Annotated in this window: 16 protein-coding genes; 5 read left to right on the forward strand and 11 right to left on the reverse strand. The window is 70.2% G+C overall.

Annotated features, from left to right (window positions below):
* Positions 1-23 precede the first annotated feature (23 nt).
* On the reverse strand, positions 24-623 hold the full coding sequence (locus tag D474_RS0113610; protein WP_239647069.1) for a class I SAM-dependent methyltransferase: 600 nt from the start codon (positions 621-623) through the stop codon (positions 24-26).
* A 180-nt stretch (positions 624-803) separates the two neighbouring features.
* On the opposite strand from D474_RS0113610, the gene paaZ reads away from it, so the two are divergent.
* Both paaZ and D474_RS0113620 read left to right on the forward strand, forming a co-directional pair.
* On the forward strand, positions 804-2843 hold the full coding sequence (gene paaZ / locus D474_RS0113615; protein ID WP_017614107.1) for a phenylacetic acid degradation bifunctional protein PaaZ: 2040 nt from the start codon (positions 804-806) through the stop codon (positions 2841-2843).
* 144 nt (positions 2844-2987) lie between these two features.
* Positions 2988-3464, forward strand: coding sequence for an SRPBCC family protein (locus D474_RS0113620; RefSeq protein ID WP_017614108.1), 477 nt, complete (start codon positions 2988-2990; stop codon positions 3462-3464).
* Between the two features lie 864 nt (positions 3465-4328).
* Here D474_RS0113620 and D474_RS0113625 read toward each other — a convergent pair.
* The 3 genes from D474_RS0113625 to pdhA are packed head-to-tail and all read right to left on the reverse strand — an operon-like array spanning position 4329 to position 7763.
* Positions 4329-5687, reverse strand: a complete 1359-nt coding sequence (locus tag D474_RS0113625; RefSeq protein ID WP_017614109.1) for a dihydrolipoamide acetyltransferase family protein — start codon at positions 5685-5687, stop codon at positions 4329-4331.
* Positions 5684-6676 carry an alpha-ketoacid dehydrogenase subunit beta gene (locus D474_RS0113630; protein ID WP_017614110.1) on the reverse strand — a complete coding sequence of 331 codons (993 nt, stop codon included), beginning with the start codon at positions 6674-6676 and terminating at the stop codon, positions 5684-5686. The genes D474_RS0113625 and D474_RS0113630 overlap by 4 nt, the downstream gene beginning before the upstream one ends.
* Position 6677: 1 nt before the next feature.
* Positions 6678-7763, reverse strand: coding sequence for a pyruvate dehydrogenase (acetyl-transferring) E1 component subunit alpha (gene pdhA / locus D474_RS0113635; protein ID WP_017614111.1), 1086 nt, complete (start codon positions 7761-7763; stop codon positions 6678-6680).
* A gap of 307 nt (positions 7764-8070) precedes the next feature.
* Here pdhA and D474_RS0113640 point away from each other — a divergent pair, with 307 nt between their 5' ends.
* Positions 8071-8568: a phosphoribosyltransferase gene (locus tag D474_RS0113640; protein ID WP_017614112.1), complete on the forward strand. Its 498-nt coding sequence runs from the start codon at positions 8071-8073 to the stop codon at positions 8566-8568.
* Between the two features lie 130 nt (positions 8569-8698).
* Here the strand turns inward: D474_RS0113640 and D474_RS0113645 are convergent, their stop codons facing one another.
* The 4 genes from D474_RS0113645 to fdh form a co-directional block, all read right to left on the reverse strand.
* A complete protein-coding gene (locus tag D474_RS0113645) occupies positions 8699-10015 on the reverse strand; it encodes a hypothetical protein (protein WP_017614113.1) in 1317 nt (438 codons plus the stop codon).
* 64 nt (positions 10016-10079) lie between these two features.
* A complete protein-coding gene (gene nrfD, locus D474_RS0113650; RefSeq protein WP_017614114.1) occupies positions 10080-11123 on the reverse strand; it encodes an NrfD/PsrC family molybdoenzyme membrane anchor subunit in 1044 nt (347 codons plus the stop codon).
* Positions 11120-12007, reverse strand: coding sequence for a 4Fe-4S dicluster domain-containing protein (locus tag D474_RS0113655; RefSeq protein ID WP_017614115.1), 888 nt, complete (start codon positions 12005-12007; stop codon positions 11120-11122). Before D474_RS0113655 ends, nrfD begins: the two co-directional genes overlap by 4 nt.
* Positions 12004-15258: a formate dehydrogenase gene (fdh, locus tag D474_RS0113660; RefSeq protein WP_017614116.1), complete on the reverse strand. Its 3255-nt coding sequence runs from the start codon at positions 15256-15258 to the stop codon at positions 12004-12006. The genes D474_RS0113655 and fdh overlap by 4 nt, the downstream gene beginning before the upstream one ends.
* A gap of 212 nt (positions 15259-15470) precedes the next feature.
* Here fdh and D474_RS0113665 point away from each other — a divergent pair, with 212 nt between their 5' ends.
* Entirely contained in the window at positions 15471-15926 is a 456-nt protein-coding gene (locus D474_RS0113665) for a hypothetical protein (RefSeq protein WP_239647076.1), read from the forward strand.
* A gap of 43 nt (positions 15927-15969) precedes the next feature.
* Here the strand turns inward: D474_RS0113665 and D474_RS0113670 are convergent, their stop codons facing one another.
* On the reverse strand, positions 15970-17331 hold the full coding sequence (locus D474_RS0113670) for an MFS transporter (protein ID WP_017614118.1): 1362 nt from the start codon (positions 17329-17331) through the stop codon (positions 15970-15972).
* A 447-nt stretch (positions 17332-17778) separates the two neighbouring features.
* Between D474_RS0113670 and D474_RS0113675 the strand changes: the two genes are divergently transcribed.
* Complete coding sequence (locus D474_RS0113675; protein ID WP_017614119.1) at positions 17779-18198, forward strand: CBS domain-containing protein; 420 nt, start codon at positions 17779-17781, stop codon at positions 18196-18198.
* 85 nt (positions 18199-18283) lie between these two features.
* On the opposite strand, the gene D474_RS0113680 is transcribed toward D474_RS0113675, so the two are convergent.
* Complete coding sequence (locus tag D474_RS0113680; protein WP_017614120.1) at positions 18284-19060, reverse strand: LLM class flavin-dependent oxidoreductase; 777 nt, start codon at positions 19058-19060, stop codon at positions 18284-18286.
* Between the two features lie 225 nt (positions 19061-19285).
* Positions 19286-19696 (reverse strand): DUF2000 domain-containing protein, encoded by a 411-nt coding sequence (locus tag D474_RS0113685; protein WP_017614121.1) that lies wholly within the window; start codon positions 19694-19696, stop codon positions 19286-19288.
* Positions 19697-19807: the final 111 nt, after the last annotated feature.

The raw sequence follows: 19807 nt of genomic DNA on the forward strand, positions 1-19807 counted from the left end.
CAGCACGCCGGTGGGACCACGTGTCACCCGGTGGTGCGACGGAATCGGTACCACTTCGGTGACGTGCGGTTCATCGGCCAGCCGAGGCCTTCGGTGGAGGCGTCCTCCACCTCCAGGAGGTCCCACTCCGGGAACGCTGCCTCGACCTCTGCCTGCGAGACGCCCTCGACCATCCGCCGGTAGATCGAGGGACCGAAGGCGAGCATCAGCAGAGTCGCTCCGGTCTCGGCGAGCGCCGTCACCCCTCTGCCCATCGCCTTCTGCTGGGCCCCGTCGAACCCTTGGAAACAACCGATGTCGAGGAAGAGGTCGAAGGTACCCAGGTCGGCGGACTCCAGCTTGGTCGCGTCCCCAACGGCATAGGCGACCTCGGCCGGCCCCCTCTCCCGGGCTGCCTCGATCGCCTCGGGCACCACATCGACACCCACCGCTTCCCACCCGTTCCGGGAGAGCTCGGGGGTGAACTGCCCCCGGCCGCAGCCGATGTCCAATGCGCGGCCGGGCCCGGACCGCCGCTCCTGCGCCTCGCGCTCGAGCAGAGGGCGCAGCTGTGCCCCGGCGGCAGGACCATAGCGCTCCCAAGGCGTGAAACCGAGCCGGTACATCCGCGCATACTTGGTCATGGATCCACGATAAGCGCGGTGCCCTGGACGGGAGGGTCACTCCTGGTGCACGGCACGCTCATCCGATGACCTGCACGGAATGCGCTGTTGGGTGGCGACGGGGACCGCTCGCCTATTTACTGACCGATCGTTCTGTAATACTGTCCTGGCACACCCGCAGCCCGAGGAGAGGACCTTCAGGTGTCCGACGTACTGGCGAGCTACGCACAGGGGTCCTGGTTCACCCCCGCGGACGAGGGAACACCCCTGGCCGACGCGAACACCGGCGCGACCGTCGCCCGCATCTCCGCCCAGGGCCCGGACGCGACCGCGATGATCGCCCACGCCCGGGAGGTCGGCGGCCCCGCCGTACGTGCCCTCACCTTCCACCAGCGCGCCAACATCCTCAAAGAGGTCGCCAAGCACCTCATGGGGCACAAGGAGGAGTTCTACTCCCTCTCCCACCGCACCGGCGCAAACAAGCGCGACACCGCCGTGGATGTCGACGGCGGGTTCGGCACCCTCTTCAGTTTCTCCAACAAGGGCCGCCGCGAACTGCCCAACTCCACGGTGATCCTCGACGGCGGGCTCGAACCGCTCGGCAAGGAGGGCACGTTCGCCGCCCAGCACGTGTACACATCCCGCCCGGGTGTGGCCGTGCAGATCAATGCGTTCAACTTCCCCGTGTGGGGCATGCTCGAGAAGCTCGCCCCCGCCTTCCTCGCGGGGCTGCCCAGCATCGTCAAGCCCGCCGACCAGACCGCGTACCTGACCGTGGCCGTCGTCGAGCGCATCATCGAGTCCGGGCTCATGCCGGAGGGCTCCCTCCAGCTCCTCACCGGGACACACGAGGGCCTCGTCGAGAACCTCGGGCCGCAGGACGTCCTCGGCTTCACCGGGTCGGCCGCGACCGGGCGGATCCTGCGCGGACATCCCAACGTGGTCTACGGCGGTGTGCAGCTCAACGTCGAGGCAGACTCCCTCAACTGCTCGATCCTCGGCCCGGACGTCGCCGCCGACGACCCCGAGTTCGACCTCTTCGTCAAGCAGGTCGTCGCGGAAATGACCGTCAAGGCCGGCCAGAAGTGCACCGCGATCCGCCGGGTTCTGGTGCCCGAGGCCATGGGCGACGCCGTCACCGAAGCGCTGACCGCACGCCTGTCGAAGGTCGTGGTGGGCGCCGCCGACGACCCCGAAGCGAAGATGGGCCCGCTCATCGACCTCCAGCAGCGCGACCGCCTGCGAGAGGCCGTCAAGGCCCTGCGCACATCCAGTGACCTGGTCTTCGGCGACCCGGACCGCGTCGAGGTGCACGGCGACGCGAACGCCGAGGCCGGCGCCTTCGTCTCCCCGATCCTGCTTCGCGCACGCCCGGGCGCGCAGGAGCCGCACGACGTGGAGCCGTTCGGCCCTGTCAGCACCGTGATCACCTACTCCTCGGTGAGCGGGGCGGTCGAGCTCGCCGCCCGCGGGCAGGGCTCGCTCGTGGGTTCGCTCATCACCCGGGACGAGGACGTGGCCCGCGACATCGTACTGGGCACGGCCCCTTGGCACGGCCGGATCCTGGTGCTCAACCGCGACGACGCCGAGGAGTCCACCGGCCACGGTTCACCGATGCCCGTCCTGGTGCACGGCGGCCCCGGACGTGCCGGCGGCGGCGAGGAGATGGGCGGAGTGCGCGGCGTCAAGCACCACCTGCAGCGCACCGCCGTGCAGGGAACCCCCGACATGCTCACCGCGGTCACCGGTCACTGGACCACCGGTTCACGACGCGACGTCGGCGACGTGCACCCGTTCCGCAAGAACCTGTCGGAGCTGCGGATCGGCGACACGATCTCCTCGGCCGAGCGAACGGTCTCGCGCGCCGACATCGACCACTTCGCGGAGTTCACCGGCGACACCTTCTACGCACACACCGACGAGGACGCCGCGGCCGCCAACCCGCTGTTCGGGGGGATCGTCGCCCACGGCTACCTCGTGGTCTCGCTCGCGGCCGGCCTGTTCGTGGACCCGGACCCCGGTCCGGTGCTGGCCAACTTCGGCGTCGACAACCTGCGGTTCCTCACCCCCGTCAAGGAGGGCGAGACCATCAAGGTGACGCTGACCGCCAAGCAGATCACCCCGCGCACCAACGCCGACTACGGCGAGGTGCGCTGGGACGCCGTGGTCACCAACACCGAGGGCGACCCGGTGGCCACCTACGACGTGCTCACCCTCGTCGCCAAGGGTGAGGAAGGGTAGTTCCGGCGATCCGGCGACCGACCTGGCGACAGGTCCGCACATCGCCGAGTCGACATGGGGACACGTCGGCACCCCGGCCCGGTCGGGGCGCCGACATGTATGCGCCCGGGTTTGGCAAGTACAGCGGGGGAGCAGGGGCACCCCATGGGAGACGGAGAACGGGCCGCGGCGCGCAGGCCCAAGCGCACCACCACCCTGCGGGTCGTGGAGCAATTCGCTGCCCCGCCCGAGCTGGTGTTCGCCCTGATCACGAGCCGCGATGGCTTCCTGAACGCCATGCCGCCCGGGGTGGAGGTGCTGGCCTGGCCGGAGCACTTCGGCCCGGGCGAGGTGTTGGACCTGCGCTGGGGCGCCGCGGGTGTGCACCCGGTGCGCTGGCTCGCGGAGATCGACGCCTTCGAGCACGGGCGAACCTTTTCCGACCTGCAGGTGCGCGGCCCGTTCCGGTTCTGGCGGCACACCCACACGGTCGAGCCCCACAACGGCGGCACCCGGCACACCGACACCGTGGAGTTCAGCACCGGGTTCGGGCCGGCCGGGGACCTGGTCGCGGCCATCGCCCTCCGAGGCGCGTTCGGCCCACGGTTGCGGCGGATGCACGCCGACCTGGAGCGTTCCTGACCGCTGTTCCGGCGGGCCGGTAAGGGTTCTGGTCTCCAGCTCCGGTGTGGAGGTTCGTGAGCACGTGAGCGGCCAGGTGGCAGGAGGGCACCGGGTCAGGACGGGACGGCGAGCTCGACCACACGTGGTTCCGAGGCCGGTCGGCCCACGGAGCCGCTCCGGAGAAGGTCGACCACGGAGCTGCCCCGGAGGAGCGCCCGCCTCGATCGCGGCCGCGGTCTCGGGCAGGCTCTGCCGGTGCAGGTTCTGCGCCAGCACCATGAGCCGATCGGCCTCGGTGTGGCCGATGCCCCAGGCATGGGCCAGATAGGCCTTGAGGGTGTTCTGCCCGCCCTCGGCCAGCAATGCGCCCGAGGCCTCCATCTGCGCCAACGGGGCCAGCATCGCAAACGTCAACTGGTCGATCTGCTCGCGCACCGCCCGGAGGCGCTCCAACACCGTTGCGGCCGCACCGAACGGCACTTCCCCGGCCAGGGTCGCGGTGAAGGTCTGCACCGCAGCCACCAGGGCGGACACGGCCGCGTCCGGGGCACTGCCCGGGGCGGCCGTGTCGACCCGACGACGAACACCACCCACCCCAACCACAAGCCGTCAACCACAGCCCCCTCGACTCCCGGCCCCCGGCCCCAGTCCGACACAGAGCTCCACACGTCCCGGCCCGGCCGGTCCTGGGGTCACACCCGCGAGGAACCACCGCCCCTGGGCAACACCACACATCACCCCGAAAACCCTGCCCAGCCGCACCGGTCCCAGGACGACCCCCACCTCTGGACCGGCTACCCGCACCGAAGTCGGGCTGCGAGGTGGGTCTTCTTCCGTAGATGTCCCAGAAATGGCTCCGGGGCTGCGCTCCGTGGGTGGCTACTACAACCCCGCAATGGCCGCCGCGGGATCCTCCATCGCATCGGCAACGACACGCATGAACCCGGCCGCCGTGCCGCCATCGCAGACACGGTGGTCGAAGGCAAAAGAGAGCTGGGTGATCTTGCGGGCGGTCAGCTCCCCGTCGACGATCCACGGCCGGTCCATGATGCGGCCGAGCCCGAGGATCGCGACCTGGGGATGGTTGATGATCGCCGCGCTACCGTCCACCCGCAACGCCCCGTAGTTGTTCAGGGTGAACGTCCCACCGGTCATCTCGGCGGGCGACGTCTTCCCCTCGCGGGCAGCAGCGGTGACGCGGCGGATCTCCGCGTCCAACTCAGCAGTGGTGTACCTGTGCGCGCCGAGCACAGCGGGGGCGACCAGACCACGGTCGGTCTGCACAGCGAGGCCGAGGTTGACCCCGTCATAGCGCACGAGCTCTTCGCGTTCGGTGTCCACACACCCGTTGAGCTCGGGGTACGCGTGCAGCCCCGCCAGCACGAACCGCGCCACGTACGCCATGAGCCCCGGTCCTTCAGGACGCGACGCACGCAGGCGCATCAGTTCCGTTGCGTCGACGTCCACCCACACGGTCGCCTCCGGGATCTCCCGGCGACTGCGGGAGAGCGCGGTGGCGACACTCTTACGGAACCCGGTCATGGGCACCCGCGCGGCCTCGGGCAGCCCGGTGCGCGGGTCGGTCGGTGTAGCGGAGGCCGCTGCGGGGACGGCGTCGCGACCATCGGTGTTCCGGTCGTCGGTCTCGTGACCGGCGACGTCCTGACGCTCGACCCCGGCCTCGATCGCGGCGCGCACGTCCTTGCGCATGATCAGCCCGTTCGGTCCGCTCCCCTCGAGGTCGGCCACACGGATCCCCGCTCCCCGCGCCATGTTCCTGACCAGGGGAGAGGTCACCAGCGGCACCCGGCGCGGCTCCGGGACCCGGCCCTGACCGCCCGTGGCCGACACGGCGGGCGCGGCCGGACGGGTGCGGGGACGGCGCGTGCGTCCCCGCCCACCGGTCTGGGGGGTCCCGTAACCGACGAGTACGTTGCCGGACCCGGCACGCTCCTCCTCCCGGTACCGCTCACCGGCCGGATCGGGGGCGGCCATGGGCTCCCCGGACACCACCGTGATCAGCGGCCGTCCCACCTCGACGACCGCGCCCTCCTCGCCGTGCAGCACTCCGACGGTGCCGGCGAAGGGCGAGGGCACCTCGACGACGGACTTGGCGGTCTCCACCTCGACGACCGGCTGGTCCAGCGCCACGGTGTCGCCGACGGCGACGAGCCAGCGCACGACCTCGGCCTCGGTCAGGCCCTCACCCAGGTCGGGCAGGTCGAAGGTCCGGTCTGTCACTGGTCCTCCCACTGAAGGTCGTCGACGGCGTCGAGGATCCGGTCCACACCCGGCAGCTGGTGGCGTTCCAGCTTCGGCGGCGGGTACGGGACGTCGAACCCGGTCACGCGCCGGACCGGGGCCGCGAGGGAGTGGAAACAGCGTTCGCTCACGCGCGCGGCGATCTCCGAGGCGACACTGGCGAACCCGCTCGCCTCGGCGACGACGACGGCCCGGCCGGTGGAGCGCACCGCCTCGCACACGGTCGCGTCGTCGAAGGGCACGAGGGATCGCACGTCCACGACCTGCAGGCTGCGCCCCTCCTGCGCGGCAGCCTCGGCGGCCTCCAACGCGGTGGGGACGGAGGGCCCGTAGGTGACGAGGGTGGCGTCCGTGCCCTCCCGGCAGACCACGGCGGTACCGATGCCTGGGACGGGGGTGCTCAGGTCGACCTCGTCCTTGCCCCAGTAGAGCTTCTTCGGCTCCATGAACACGACCGGGTCGGGTAGGGCGATCGCGTCCCGCAGCATCCAGTACGCGTCGACGGGGGTGGAGGGCGCCAGCACGGTGAGCCCGGGGGTGTGCGTGTAGTAGGCCTCGGAGGAGTCGCAATGGTGCTCGACCCCGCCGATGCCGCCCGCGTAGGGCACCCGGATCACCATGGGCAGCGTGATTCTGCCGCGGGTGCGGTTGCGGGTCTTGGCGACGTGGCTGACGATCTGCTCGAACGCGGGGTAGGCGAAGGCGTCGAACTGCATCTCCACGACGGGCCGCATGCCGTTCATGGCCATGCCCACCGCCATGCCGACGATCCCGGACTCGGCGAGCGGGGTGTCGAAGCAGCGGTCCTCACCGAAGTCGTCGGTGATGCCGTCGGTGATGCGGAAGACCCCGCCGAGCGGGCCGACGTCCTCACCGAAGACGTACACGGTCGGGTCGTCGGCCATGGCGTCGCGCAGGGCCCGGTTGAGGGCCTGGGCCATGGACATTTTCGTGAACCGTTCGGCCATGTCAGTGGCCCTCTCTGCTGAGTTCGTCGGCCAGGAAGGCGGCCTGCTCGGCCAGTTGGGGGGTGGGCCGCGCGTGCACGTGGGCGAAGAGTTCCGAGGGGTCCGGGTCGGAGTCGGCGTCCACTCCGGCACGCATGGCGGCGGCGACCTCCTCGGCGCGTTCGTTGATGCGGGCCGCGCGGGCCTTGGTGAGCACCCGGCGGCGCTTGAGGTGGGCCTCGGCACGCAGCAGGGGGTCGCGTTCGCGCCAGGGGTCGACCTCGCCTCCGTCGCGGTAGCGGGTGTCGTCGTCGGCGTTGGTGTGGGCCTGCATCCGGTAGGTGTGCGCCTCCACGAGCCGGGGGCCTGCGCCGGAACGTGCCGCGGCGACCTCGCGGTCGAGCACGGCCAGGACCGCAGCGATGTCGTTGCCGTCGACGCGTTCACCCTTGATGCCGTAGCCGACGCCCTTGTGCGCGAGGGAGGGCGCGGCTGTCTGGCGGGCGAGGGGCACGGAGATGGCGTACTGGTTGTTCTGCACGAAGAAGACGACGGGGGTCCGGAACACAGCGGCGAAGTTGAGCGCCTCGTGGAAGTCACCCTCGCTGGTGGCGCCGTCACCGCACAGGGCCATGACGACGGTGTCCTCACCGCGCAGGCGGGCGGCGTGGGCGACACCGACGGCGTGCAGGAGCTGGGTGGCCAGTGGTGTGGCCTGGGGTGCGACGCGGTGTTCGCAGGGGTCGTATCCGGAGTGCCAGTCCCCCTTGAGAAGGGTGAGGACCTGGACGGGATCGACACCGCGGGCCACAGCGGCAGCGGTGTCGCGGTAGGTGGGGAAGAGCCAGTCGCCGTCGGCGAGCGCGAGGGCAGCGCCGGTCTGGCAGGCCTCCTGGCCGTGGGAGGAGGGGTAGACGGCGAGTTTGCCCTGCCGGACGAGGGCTCCGGCCTGGTCGTTGACTCGGCGGCCGACCACCAGGGATTCGTACGCGGCGAGCAACCGGTCCTTGTGTGGGAGCGGCAGGACCGGGTGGTCGACCGCGCGGCCCGACGGTTCGAGCAGCTGTACGGGCTGCTCGGAGGGCAACAGGTCCCGGGCGTCGGCCATGCGACCACCTCCGTGTGTCGTGGATGACTCGTACGGAAACATGGTGCGATTCGGAGCCATCTGTTGGCCACAAACCGGGATCATCTGAGAAAACGTCGCGATCTTCGCCGTTTTTATGGACCAATTGTCCATACCTGTGACCTGAACCACCCGCGTGGCTGGACAGTTGTCCGGACCTCCCGGTGCCCCCGCCCCCACGGGGCACACACGGGACACGCATACGATGGGCCGGTGCCGTACCGGCTCCCACCAGCGAGGAATCGGGCCGACGGCCGCCACCACACCCACCGGTCACAAAGGAAACCCCGTGAGCGACGAGCGCGAGAACCTCAGCTACGAACTCTTCGGAACCGCCATCCGCGATCTGGCCAGCACGGTCGCCGACGACGGGTTCGAGCCCGACATGATCCTCTCGATCGCTCGCGGCGGCCTCTTCGTCGCCGGCGGCCTCGGGTACGCGCTCGACGTCAAGAACCTGCACGTCATGAACGTCGAGTTCTACACGGGGGTCGGCCAGACCCTGGACATGCCGGTCATGCTTCCGCCCGTGCCCAACGTGGTGGACCTCAGCGACAAGAAGGTCCTGGTCGCCGACGACGTGGCCGACACCGGAAAGACCCTCAAACTCGTGCACGACTTCTGCGCCGAGCACGTCGCCGAGGTCCGCAGCGCGGTCATCTACGAGAAGCCGCAGTCCTCCATCAAGTGCGAGTACGTGTGGCGCCACACCGACCGCTGGATCAACTTCCCGTGGTCGGTCGAGCCCCCGGTCGTTCAGCGTCAGGGCCAGGTTCTGGACTCCTGACCCTGGAGCCGTCCTCGCGCGCCCACCGCAGGAACGGCCCGATCGGGGCCGCTGGGTCGTGGCAGCACGCGGTCGCCTCCTTGTGGCTCTGCAGGGATCGTTCCGCGCGGTGCCCCTTCCGGGAACGGGCTCAGGAACCCCCTCCGGCGGCGCGCAACCGTTCAGCCAACCACAGCGGGGTCCGCGCTCCGTCCCGGGGGAAGTACCGGGCGTCGAGCGCGTAACTGAACGCCGGCGGCGGGAACGAGAACGCGGGTTCCTCGGCGCGGTCGTAGGCGATGCGCCACCCGCTTCCGTGCTCGAGGGTCAGGCGGGCGGTGAACCAGGCGCCGTGTCCGGGCGAGAACGTGGCCGAACGCAGCAGCGCCATTTCTTCCCGAAGGCCGTCGGGGAGCGGGACTCGGTGCTCGGCATCGGGGCACACCGCCACGATCTCGCCGCCCGCGTACCCCACGAGCGCACGGTGGACCAGTCGCAGCTTCTGCCACGGGAGTTCCTCCGCGGCCTCGACGACGAGTGCGCGGATGCGGTCGATCAGCACCGTCCGCTCGTGTGCGTCCATCTCCACCGGATCGACACTGGGCAGCCCCGGCGGCCCCGGCCACGGGGGTGACCACCGGGTGCGCGGGTCGAGCAGGCCGGCCCACGAGGGAGCGCTTTCGGCCGGGGGTCCGTGTTCCAGCAGGGCCGGGTCGGCGCGGCCCGAGGGGTCGTGGCCCTCCTCCTCACCAGCGGCACGCAGAGCGTCCCCGACCAGCAGCGCCCACTCGTCGCGGCCGATCAGCGGAACCGAACGCGCCGGTGGCGGCCCCTGCCCGGCGGGCAGTTCCGGGGGGTCGGACCCCTCGGTGAGACCCAGCCCGTGTGCGACGGTCACAGCGATCCGGGGATCGACCCCAGGGGTCCCGGACGCGGCCTCGGCCACCGTCTCCCGGGTGAGGTCGCGCCCCAGACACCGCGCCACGAACTCGTCGATCGCGGCCGTTGATGCGCCACGGCCGAGCAGGCGCGCGACCTCCTCCGCCGTGGCGGCAGGCGTGGCCGACCAGCCCAGCAGCCCGGCGAGCCCGTCGTCGTCCCAGTCGTCCGGGTAGGCGGCGCGCACCCAGGTGTCCTCCCACCAGTAGAGGAAGTGCGGGTCGGCCGGGCAGTGGCGTTCCAGCCACTCGACCGGTAGCCACGGGGGAGCCCCGTCGAACGGGTCGGTGGGGCGGCGGAGCCCGGTCGCCGGAGCACTGTCCGGGTTCTGGCCGATCAGCACGAAACGCTCGCCCCCGACCCTCAGCAGCCGGAACCCGGAGCCCGGGACCCCCACAGTCAGGGACCGGTCGACGAGCGCGGCGTCGACCGCACCCGCTCCGGCCGAGACGACCGCGACAGCACCTGCCCGGCCCCAGAGGTCCTCGGGGCCGGGCAGGTCGCTGGGGAGTCCGGGTCGGTGGAACACGTGCGGCGGTCCTTCCTCGGCTGTCCGTCTGTGCCGGGAACCCTTCCCCGACACCGGCGCCGACTCACGCCTGAGCGCCCTCCCCGTGTTCCCGGGCGTCACGACGCCTGCGCTGCGGCACCACGGTGTACTTCGGGTCCTCCTGGGACTGTCGCCCAGCGTGGAAGACACCCAACCGGGTGCACGCCGACCCCGCCACGAGCGCCGCCCCGCTGAGCGCCGACACCACCCGGCTCCGGCGGCCGAGCACGGCCCCGGCGGCACCCGCCAGCGTGAGGGCCTTGGCTGCGCGCATGTAACGGCCCGCCGTACCCTGCCCGTAGAGCTCGCCGGACAGCCCCATGCGGTGCTCCATCGCCGTGGACACCGCGGTCTCGGCCAAGGCGCCCCCGACCGCTGCCCGACGCGCGGGCCCGCTCTGCTCGGTGGGTGAACCGACGAGGCCCGCGCCCCCCGCGGCCGCGACCGCCGAGGAGGCGAAGACGAAGGGCATGTACCTGTACCCCTCGTGCCAGGCCGGGACGGCGGTGTCGCAGACCAGGGGTGCCGTGTAGGTCGCCACGAGGGCGCCCATGCCCCCGGCGCCGTAGGTGGCCAGGCGTCCGATGCGCGGGAACCACCCGGTCAGCACCGTGACCGCGGAGATCCCGGCGAGGGGCCCGTACCCCATGAGGATCCACGAGCCCACGCTCATCGGCGAGGTCGGTTTGAACACGCGCAGCATGTTGAGGAACCGTTCCGGGCGTCCCAGATCGTAGATGAGTGCTGCCGTCGACCCGGAGATCGCGGTGAGGGCGGTGTACCGCAGCGGCCGGGCCAACCCCGGGCGTCCCGTCAGTTCCGCGCCCGCGGCGAGGGCGGAGGACGCCCCGGCGAGGCCCCCGAGGAACAGGTACCCGCCGATCGCGGGCGCCTCCCACACGATGGCGTTGAGCACGGGCCGCCCGTAGTACGAGGAGAACCCGCCGTCGCCTGCGTGCCGGTCGGAGGGGCGTGCGTCGCGTTCGCGCCGCTGCTGTTCCCCGACGACACCGGCGGCGCCCGTGACAGCGTCCCGACCGGGTTTCTGTCCGCGGATCCCTTCTTCGGTCACGTCCGACGTGTTCACTTCCGGCCTCCCAGGAACGTCGCGGCCACCCCGGCCAGCATCACCGCCGCCGCCACACCCGCGTGGCGCCACATCGACGGCAGGTCGCGTGTGGTCACGACGGGGTCCGGCGGCAACCCGTACACCTCTGGTTCGTCCAGCAGCAGGAAGAACGCCCCGTTGCCGCCCACGCCGTCATCGGGGTCCTCCCCGTACAGGCGCGCGGAGCTCACCCCCGCGCCGTGCAGGTCCTCCAGGCGCTGGGCGGCGCGCTCGCGTAGTTCGTCGAGGTCGCCGAACTGGATGGAATCTGTGGGGCAGGCCTTGGCGCAGGCGGGTTCGAGCCCGTCGCCGACGCGGTCGTAACACAGGGTGCACTTCCAGGCCCGGCCGTCGTCCTCACGCCGGTCGATGACGCCGTAGGGGCACGCAGGGATGCAGTATCCACAGCCGTTGCAGATGTCCTCCTGCACGACGACGGTGTCGAACTCGGTGTGGAAGAGCGCTCCGGTCGGACACACGTCCACGCACGCCGCATGGGTGCAGTGCTTGCACACGTCGGAGGACATGAGCCACCGGAACTCGCCGCGTTCCTCCGGAGACGCAGACGCCCCGGGGAGCTCGAACGAGGGCATGCCGAGGTCGACGGCCTCCCTGCGCCCCAGCCCGGTCTCCTGGTGGGCAAGGGGTTCGCGCTGTTCGACGAAGGCGACGTGCCGCCAGGTGTCGGAGCTCAGGCCCCCGGTGTTGTCGAAGGACATCCCGGTGAAGTCGAGACCGTCCTCGGGGACCATGTTCCATTCCTTGCAGGCCACCTCGCAGGCCTTGCACCCGATGCACACGCTGGTGTCGGTGAAGAAGCCGAGCCGCGGTTGCTCGGATCCGTTCTCGGTACCCACGTTCATTCCCCCGTTCCGGTCGACTCGGTGATGCGGGCGCGGCGCCGGTACGAACGCACGAGTTCGAGCCGCTCGGGCCCCCTGGGGCGGCGGCCGGGCCGGATGTCTGCGGTGATCGCCTTGACCTCCTGGATGTGCACGTTCGGGTCGAGCGCGAGCGACATGAGTTCGTTGGCGGAGTCGCCGGTGCTGTAGCCGTTCGGGCCCCAGTGGTAGGGCATGCCGATCTGGTGAACGACCCGGCCCTGCACCCGTAGCGGGGCCATGCGGTCGGTGACCATGACCCGGGCCTCGACGGCGTTGCGGGCGGTGACGACCGTGGCCCAGTCGCCGTGGCTGAGCCCGCGTTCGGCGGCCAGCTCGGGGCCGACCTCGCAAAAGAACGCCGGCTGGAGCTCGGCGAGGTAGGGCGTCCACCGGCTCATGCCGCCCGAGGTGAAGTGCTCGGTGACCCGGTACGTGGTGACCACGTACGGGTAGACATCGGCCTCCGGACTGCCCGGGTCGGGGTGGTACAGGTTGTACTCGTGCGGGTAGAGCAGCCGCGTCGGGTTGCGCCCCTGTGCGTAGAGCGGGTTCTCGAACGGGGTGTCCTGCGGCTCGTAGTGGGTGGGCATCGGACCGTCATGCAGGCCCGCGGGCGCGTACAGCCACCCCTTGCCGTCGGCCTGCATGACGAAGGCGTCACGCCCACTGAGAGCCTCGACCCCTTGTGCGTTGTCGCCCGGACGGTGGTCGGGCGCCTTGTGCTTCTCGAAGTCGGGTCGGTCGTGCCCGGTCCACTCACCGCGTTCGGTGTCCCACCAGACGAGGCTCTTGCGCGGGCTCCACGGGTGTCCGTCCTCGTCCGCGGAGGCCCGGTTGTAGAGGATGCGACGGTTGTCCGGCCAGCTCCAGGCCCACTCGGCGGCGATCCAGTCCTGCTCGGACCCGGGTTTCTTGCGGGCGGCCTGGTTGACTCCGTCCTTGAAGACCCCACAGTAGATCCAGCAACCGCAGGAGGTCGATCCGTCGGCTCGGAGCTCCGTGTAGGCGCCGAGCGGCCGACCTTCCGCGTCGCTGCCGTTGATCTCGCGCAGGATCGCGGCGGCGTCGGGCTCACCGTCGGGTTCGAGCGGGTAACCCCAGGTCAGTTCCTGGACAGGCCGGTCCTTGGGGTCCTCGGATCCGGCGAGGCGCTCGCGTATCAGCTCGCCCAGCCGGTGCATGAACCACAGGTCGCTGCGCCGGTCACCGGTCGGGCGCACGGCCCGGTCGTGCCACTGCAGTGTCCGGTTGGTGTTGGTGAATGTGCCCGACTTCTCGGTGTGCGCGGCTGCGGGGAAGAAGAACACCTCGGTCCCGATGTCCTCGGGGCGGTACTCCTCCGACTCGACCTCGGGTCCGTCCTTCCACCACGTCGCGCTCTCGATGAGGGAGAAGTCGCGCACCACGAGCCAGTCGAGGTTGGCCATACCCATGCGCTGCGCCCTGCTGTTGGCCGAGCCCACGGCGGGGTTCTCCCCCATGAGGAAGTACCCCTTGCACTCGCCGCGGATCTGCGCCATGACCGTGTCGTAGGTACTGTGCGACCCGGTCAGCCGCGGCAGGTGATCGAAGCAGTAGTCGTTGTCCTCCGTGGCGTTCTCGCCCCACCACGCCTTGAGCAGGCTGACGGTGTAGGCCTCCATGTTCGACCAGAACCCCTTGTGCGGGTGACCGACGGCCCGTACGTAGGAGCCGAGGTCCTGTTCCTCGTGCGCGTGCGGCATCGGAAGGTACCCGGGCAGCAGATCGAACAGGGTCGGAACGTCGCTGGATCCCTGGATGCTGGCGTGCCCGCGCAGCGCCTGGATCCCGCCGCCCGGGCGCCCGATGTTGCCCAACAGCAGCTGCAGGATCGAAGCGGTGCGGATGTACTGCGATCCGACGGTGTGCTGGGTCCAGCCGACCGCGTAACAGAACGCGCTCGTGCGGTCCCGGTTCGAGTTCTCGGTGAGGTGCCGGCACACCCTCAGGAAGATCTCCTCCGGGATCCCGCAGATCTCCTCGACCATCTCCGGTGTGTAGCGCTCGTAGTGGCGCTTGAGGATCTGGAACACACAGCGCGGGTCCTGGAGGGTCTCGTCCTGTCGCGAGGCGTTGCGGATCACGGCGCCGCCCGCGCCCTGCTGTTCTGGGCGGCCAGACCTCGAGACGTCGAGGTCTTCCTCCGAGCGCACCTTGTAGAGCTGGTTGCGGTCGCCCGCCGCGGCCGCGACCTCCACGCCCTCGTAGGTCCACTTCGACACGTCGTAGGCGCGTTCTGACGGGTCGAACCCGGAGAACAGGCCGTCGAGGTCCTCGGTGTCCTGGAATTCCTCGCCGACGATCGTGGAGGCGTTGGTGAAGGCCTTGACGTACTCCTCGAAGTACTTCCCCTCGGTGAGGACGTGATTGATGATCCCGCCGAGGAACGCGATGTCGGTGCCGGCCCGGATTGGCACGTGCAGGTCGGCCAGGGCGCTGGTGCGGCTGAACCTGGGATCGACGTGGATGACGACGGCACCGCGGGCCTTGGCCTCCATGACCCACTGGAACCCGACGGGATGGGCCTCGGCGAAGTTGGAACCCTCGATGACGATGCAGTCGGAGTTCTGGAGGTCCTGCAGGAACATCGTCGCGCCGCCGCGGCCGAAACTGGTGCCGAGCCCGGCGACCGTGGAGCTGTGGCACACACGGGCCTGGTTCTCCACCTGCACGACACCGAGCGCGCTGTGGAGCTTCTTGATGAGGTAGTTCTCCTCGTTGTCGAGCGTCGCCCCACCCAGACTCGCGATGCCCATGGTGCGGGCGACGCGGAGACCGTCGCTCTCCTCCTGCCAGGTCTCCTCGCGCGTGTCGACCACACGGTCGGCGACCATGCGCATGGCCGTGTCGAGGTCGAGCTCTTCCCAGTCGGTGCCGTGCGGGCGGCGGTAGAGGACCCTCTCCTCGCGGGAGGGGCCGGTGGTCAGCTGCAGACTGGCCGATCCTTTGGGACACAGGCGACCGCGGCTGACCGGGGAGTCCGGGTCCCCCTCGATCTGGACGACCTCGTCGTCCTTGACGTAGACGTTCTGGCCGCAGCCGACGGCACAGAAGGGGCAGACCGACTTCACGACACGGTCGGCGTCCTCGGTGCGCGGGCGAAGGTCCTCACTCCACTGCGACTTGGCGGCCGACCCCCGCCCTGTCGGATCCTCCCCGGTCAGTTGCCGGTAGACCGGCCACGACTCGATCCATGTCCGTACCCCCATCGTGTGTGCCTCCCCCTGGCCCGCAACGGTCGACGCGGACTCGTCTCATCGTTCACCGTCGGGCACGGCGCGAGAGCGGCACGTGAGGACACGCCGCTGTTTCACGTGAAACCGGATCGCCCCAATCCCTGGTCAAACAGTGCTTCGTCGGCCCGGGACGCGGGCACCGGACCACCATGGAGCCCGAACATCCAGGGGGAACGATGTACGTGGTGCACCTGTTGTCAACGGCTTCCGCCGCCGTGGGGCGGGGCCTGCTGGCCGGATTGGCAGGGACCGCGGCCATGACCGTCTCCAGCACGTTGGAGGCACGGCTCCGGGGCCGGGGACCGAGTTCGGCACCGGCCGACGCGGCGGCAGTCGTGCTCGGTGTGCGCCCCGAGGGGGAGGACGGGGGCCTTTTCGGCACCCTCGTTCACTGGGGGTACGGCACGGGCTGGGGCGCCGTGCGCGGCCTCCTCGGCGCGGCAGGCCTGCGGGGTATCCCGGCGACCGGAGCACATCTCGCCGTGGTGTTGGGGGGAGAGCAGGTCGTGCTTCCCGCAACAGGCATCAGCGGACCGACCTGGACCTGGAGCTCCGAGGAGATCGCCCTCGACCTGCTCCACCACTCCGTCTACACCGTCGTGACCGGGGTCGTCTACGAGGCCCTGGACCGGACCTCGTGACCCCGGTCGGGTCGGGGCAGGCCGCCCCGCCCCGACCCGGGGGTCAGCGAGCGGGCGCGTCGTCCTCGGCATGCAGGTTCGCACCCTGCGGGTTGTTCACCAGGGAGACGGCCGTGCCCGAGATGAGGCAGAGCACGACGATGTACACACCGATGGTCCACGAGGCGCCGAAGGACGTCAGTAGCAGTTCGGCGATCGTGGCCGCGAACGCGCCACCGAGGATCGCGCCCAACGCGTAGCCGATGGACACACCGGAATAGCGGATCTCGGCGGGGAACATCTCTGCGTACAGCGCCGACTGGGGCCCGTAGCTCAACCCGAGCGTCAGGCAGAACACGAACACCGCGACGAAGTACCAGAGCACGTCGGCGGTGTCGATCATGAACCACATCGGCACGGCCCAGACCGCGAGGATCAGGTAACCGACCTGGAAGGTGCGGACCCGACCGAGCTTGTCGCTGATCCAGCCGCCGTACATGGTCGAGATGAGCCAGCCGAACGAGGCGAGGGTGGTCGCCAGCAGTACCGTCTCGCGATCCATGCCCAGACCGAACTCCTCCGCCGGGCGTGAGGCGTAGGTGGCCAGGAACGCGATCACGAGGTATCCGGCAGCGTTGTTGGCGACGAAGATCAGCGCGGCGAGCACGACCTCCTTGGTGTTCTTGCGGAAGAGGCGGCCCAGGGGAGCCGAGGACTTGGCGCGGCGCTGCTGCATGAGCTCGAAGACCGGGGACTCCTCGACCGTTCTCCGGATGATGTGGCCCACCACGATCAGCACGAACGACAGCAGGAACGGGATGCGCCAGCCCCATTCCATGAACGCGTCCGTGCCGATGGCCGCGGTGATCGCCCAGATCACGAAGGTCGCGAGGATCATTCCGCAGGGCACGCCGATCTGCGGGTAGGCGCCGAAGAGCCCTCGCTTGTGCACGGGGGCGTGCTCGACCGACATCAGCGCAGCACCACCCCACTCGCCCCCGGCCGAGAAGCCCTGGACCACACGCAGGAAGATCAACAGCACCGGCGCTGCCATACCGATCTGTGCGTAAGTGGGGAGCAGACCGATGAGGAAGGTCGCCACGCCCATCATCACCAGGGTGAGCACGAGGATCCTCTTGCGCCCGAAGCGGTCGCCGAGGTGGCCGGCCACGATCGCGCCCAGGGGACGGAAGAGGAACGAGATGCCGATGGTGGCGAAGGCCAGCACCTGCGCCACGACGGGGTTGGCATCGGCGAGGGGTGACAGGAAGAGCGGGGAAAGGACCAGCCCCGCCGCCTGGGCGTAGATGAAGAAGTCGTACCACTCGATGGTCGTGCCGACCATGGTCCCGGCGAGGACCTTGCGCCGTTCCCTGGACTCGAGGGTTCCGTCCGGCCGGGGGACGGGTGGGTCGGAAGGTGCCATGGGTGCTCCGTAGGGGGTCTCGCGCCGGCCCGGGGGAGGGCCGAACAGAACGACGAATCAGTGCGATCCGGTGATCCATCGCACACCATGACATGTGATACACGACACCCCAACCGCTGGGGGCGCCTTTTCCCTGTTCGCCCCACATGACCTGAACGAACGGTCGGTCTTCGGCGTCGCCCGGCCCGGGACGATCTTGCTGGGCCTGGACACGCAGGATCGGCCGCACATGGTGTTGGACCTTCTTCGGGGGAAGAGCAGGGGTGCCTGTTGCACACCGATCGCGACGCCGCGGGCCGGTACATGCCGACCTCGAGCAGCCCGGAGCCCTCCGGCCACTGATTCGTGTCGGTGGGTTCCGGGTAGCGCGCCACCGAGTCCGTTTTCTCCCGTAGCTGGGACAGAAGCGGATCGGGCTGACGAACAGCATCAATGGGGGGATCAGAAATGGCACTGATCACGGTGCGCGAAGTCATGACAGCGGATCCGCGCTGCATCGGTACGGACGACTCGCTCCAGAAGGCGGCCGAGCTCATGGCCGGCGACGGTGTGGGCGCGCTGCCGATCTGCGGCCAGGACGGTCGGCTGAAGGGGGTTCTGACCGACCGGGACATCGTCGTGCGCGGACTCGCCGGAGGCAAGGAGCTCACCGACCCGGCGGGCAGCCTCAACCAGGGGGAAGCGGTCACCGCGGGCGCCGACGATCCGGTCGACGTCGTGCTGAACACCATGATGGAGAAGCGGGTCAAGCGCCTCCCGGTCATCGACGGCACGGACCTGGTCGGGATGGTCACGGTCGCCGACATCGCCAGGGCACTGCCCAATCCCCAGGTCGGCGACCTCGTCGAACTCCTGAGCGTGGACTGAAGACCCCGGCCGTCACGTCGTGCGGTCATGTCACCGTGTCGACATGGCGCCATGACCGCAGGGCGTCACGGCGGCACGGCTCGGGTCAGAGGGCCGCCTCGACGTCGGCGACGGTCGTCACCTCCGGGAACTGGGTGAGCCACCACGTGGCGCCCGCGTCCCGGAACGGGGCCGCGTCCTGCCCGGGCGGGCCGCCGACGGCGACCTCGTACCCGTCCAGACCGCCGCGGTGCTCGGCAACCGCGGCGAGCATCCCCCGCAGCCCTTCGGGATCGGTCTCCGGGCACAACCCCTCGAATCGCGCGGCCCGGCGCAGGGGAGCGGGGCGGGTCGACTGCGCGGCAACCCACACCGGGATGCGGGGGCGCTGCACCGGGCGCGGCAGGAAACGGAGTCCGTCCACCCGGTAGTACCTCCCCTCATGCTGGACCTCCTCCCCGGACCACAGGCGGCAGATCACGTCGAGGGCCTCGTCCAGCATGCCCGCCCGATCCCGCGACCCGGGCTCCTCACCCAGGCGGGAGAGCTCACCGCCGTTGTCACCGCCGAGCCCGACCCCGAGTACGAAGCGTCCGCCGCTGAGGTGGTCCAGGGCCACGGCCTGGCGGGCGACCACGTGCGGCCGGCGCCGGGCGAGCGGGGTGACGCGGGTACCCAGCACGACCCGTTCAGTGCGCGCGGCCATGGCGGCGAGCGCGATCCACGGATCGCACACCGGCAGGCCCGGATTGAGCGGACGTGCCACGTGGTCCCACAGGAACACCCCGTCGTAGCCCGCGTTCTCGGCGCGTGCGGCCATCTCGGCGAGGACGGCGGGTTCGGAGAGCTCCCCGAACGGCGGCAGGTACAGACCGTGATGCATCACAGCAGTCCCTTCGGGTGGGCACCGGTCCGGCTCTCGGGCTCGGCGGCGACGTGGTCGGGCATGTCCCCACCTGGATGCCATTCCGTCGGTGGGATCCATGGCCGGGGTTCTGCCCTCGAGGGACCCTATGCGTCGTCGATGCGGAGTCGTGGTTCCGCAAACCCCTGGAGGTCGACAGGCCGCTTCGGTGACCTGTCGACACGGCGCCCCTCGACATGGTGCTCAGGCCATGAGGGGCAGGCGTTTGGTCAGGCGGGTGACCACGTTGCGGGGCCCGAACACGGCCACGCCCACGTGTGCGACGTCCTCGGCGGGGGTCCGGGCGAGCGCCTCGGTGTAGGCCTCGTAGGTGCGGGACCTGCGCGCCACCTCGTTGAACCCCACCACCACGACGTCCTTCCGGGCAGCGGCCTTGGCGTGCAACTCACCGAGTCGGTCGGCGCTCGCGGTGAGCGTGGGTACCGGGTGAGGGTTGAGCCCGGCGTGCAGACCCCCGGAGGCGTCCTCGGAGTCCTCGGCGACGGAACTCTCCAGGCGCCCGCCGAGGGCGAGCCCGAGGACTGCGGCGGCGTTGGCGGCCAGCGCCGGGGCCAGGTCCTCCTTGAGGGCAATGACCAGCTTGCGATCGGACACAGTGACCTCACAGACACGGATGATCAGCGTTAGGGTCAAGAGACTAGACATACGCCCGATTTCAGAGCCAGAAATCTGAACATCATTCGGAAGATCGAGGTGAGGAGCCTG

This window comes from Nocardiopsis salina YIM 90010, from assembly GCF_000341025.1.
Taxonomy (GTDB): domain Bacteria; phylum Actinomycetota; class Actinomycetes; order Streptosporangiales; family Streptosporangiaceae; genus Nocardiopsis; species Nocardiopsis salina.

Excerpts from the sequence above, each read along its gene's own strand:
- fdh (WP_017614116.1), bottom strand. The coding sequence starts at position 15,258 with ATGGGGGTACGGACATGGATCGAGTCGTGGCCGGTCTACCGGCAACTG.
- D474_RS0113675 (WP_017614119.1), top strand. The coding sequence starts at position 17,779 with ATGGCACTGATCACGGTGCGCGAAGTCATGACAGCGGATCCGCGCTGC.
- pdhA (WP_017614111.1), bottom strand. The coding sequence starts at position 7,763 with ATGGCCGACGCCCGGGACCTGTTGCCCTCCGAGCAGCCCGTACAGCTG.
- D474_RS0113630 (WP_017614110.1), bottom strand. The coding sequence starts at position 6,676 with ATGGCCGAACGGTTCACGAAAATGTCCATGGCCCAGGCCCTCAACCGG.
- D474_RS0113670 (WP_017614118.1), bottom strand. The coding sequence starts at position 17,331 with ATGGCACCTTCCGACCCACCCGTCCCCCGGCCGGACGGAACCCTCGAG.
- D474_RS0113655 (WP_017614115.1), bottom strand. The coding sequence starts at position 12,007 with ATGAACGTGGGTACCGAGAACGGATCCGAGCAACCGCGGCTCGGCTTC.
- D474_RS0113610 (WP_239647069.1), bottom strand. The coding sequence starts at position 623 with ATGACCAAGTATGCGCGGATGTACCGGCTCGGTTTCACGCCTTGGGAG.
- D474_RS0113620 (WP_017614108.1), top strand. The coding sequence starts at position 2,988 with ATGGGAGACGGAGAACGGGCCGCGGCGCGCAGGCCCAAGCGCACCACC.
- D474_RS0113680 (WP_017614120.1), bottom strand. The coding sequence starts at position 19,060 with ATGCATCACGGTCTGTACCTGCCGCCGTTCGGGGAGCTCTCCGAACCC.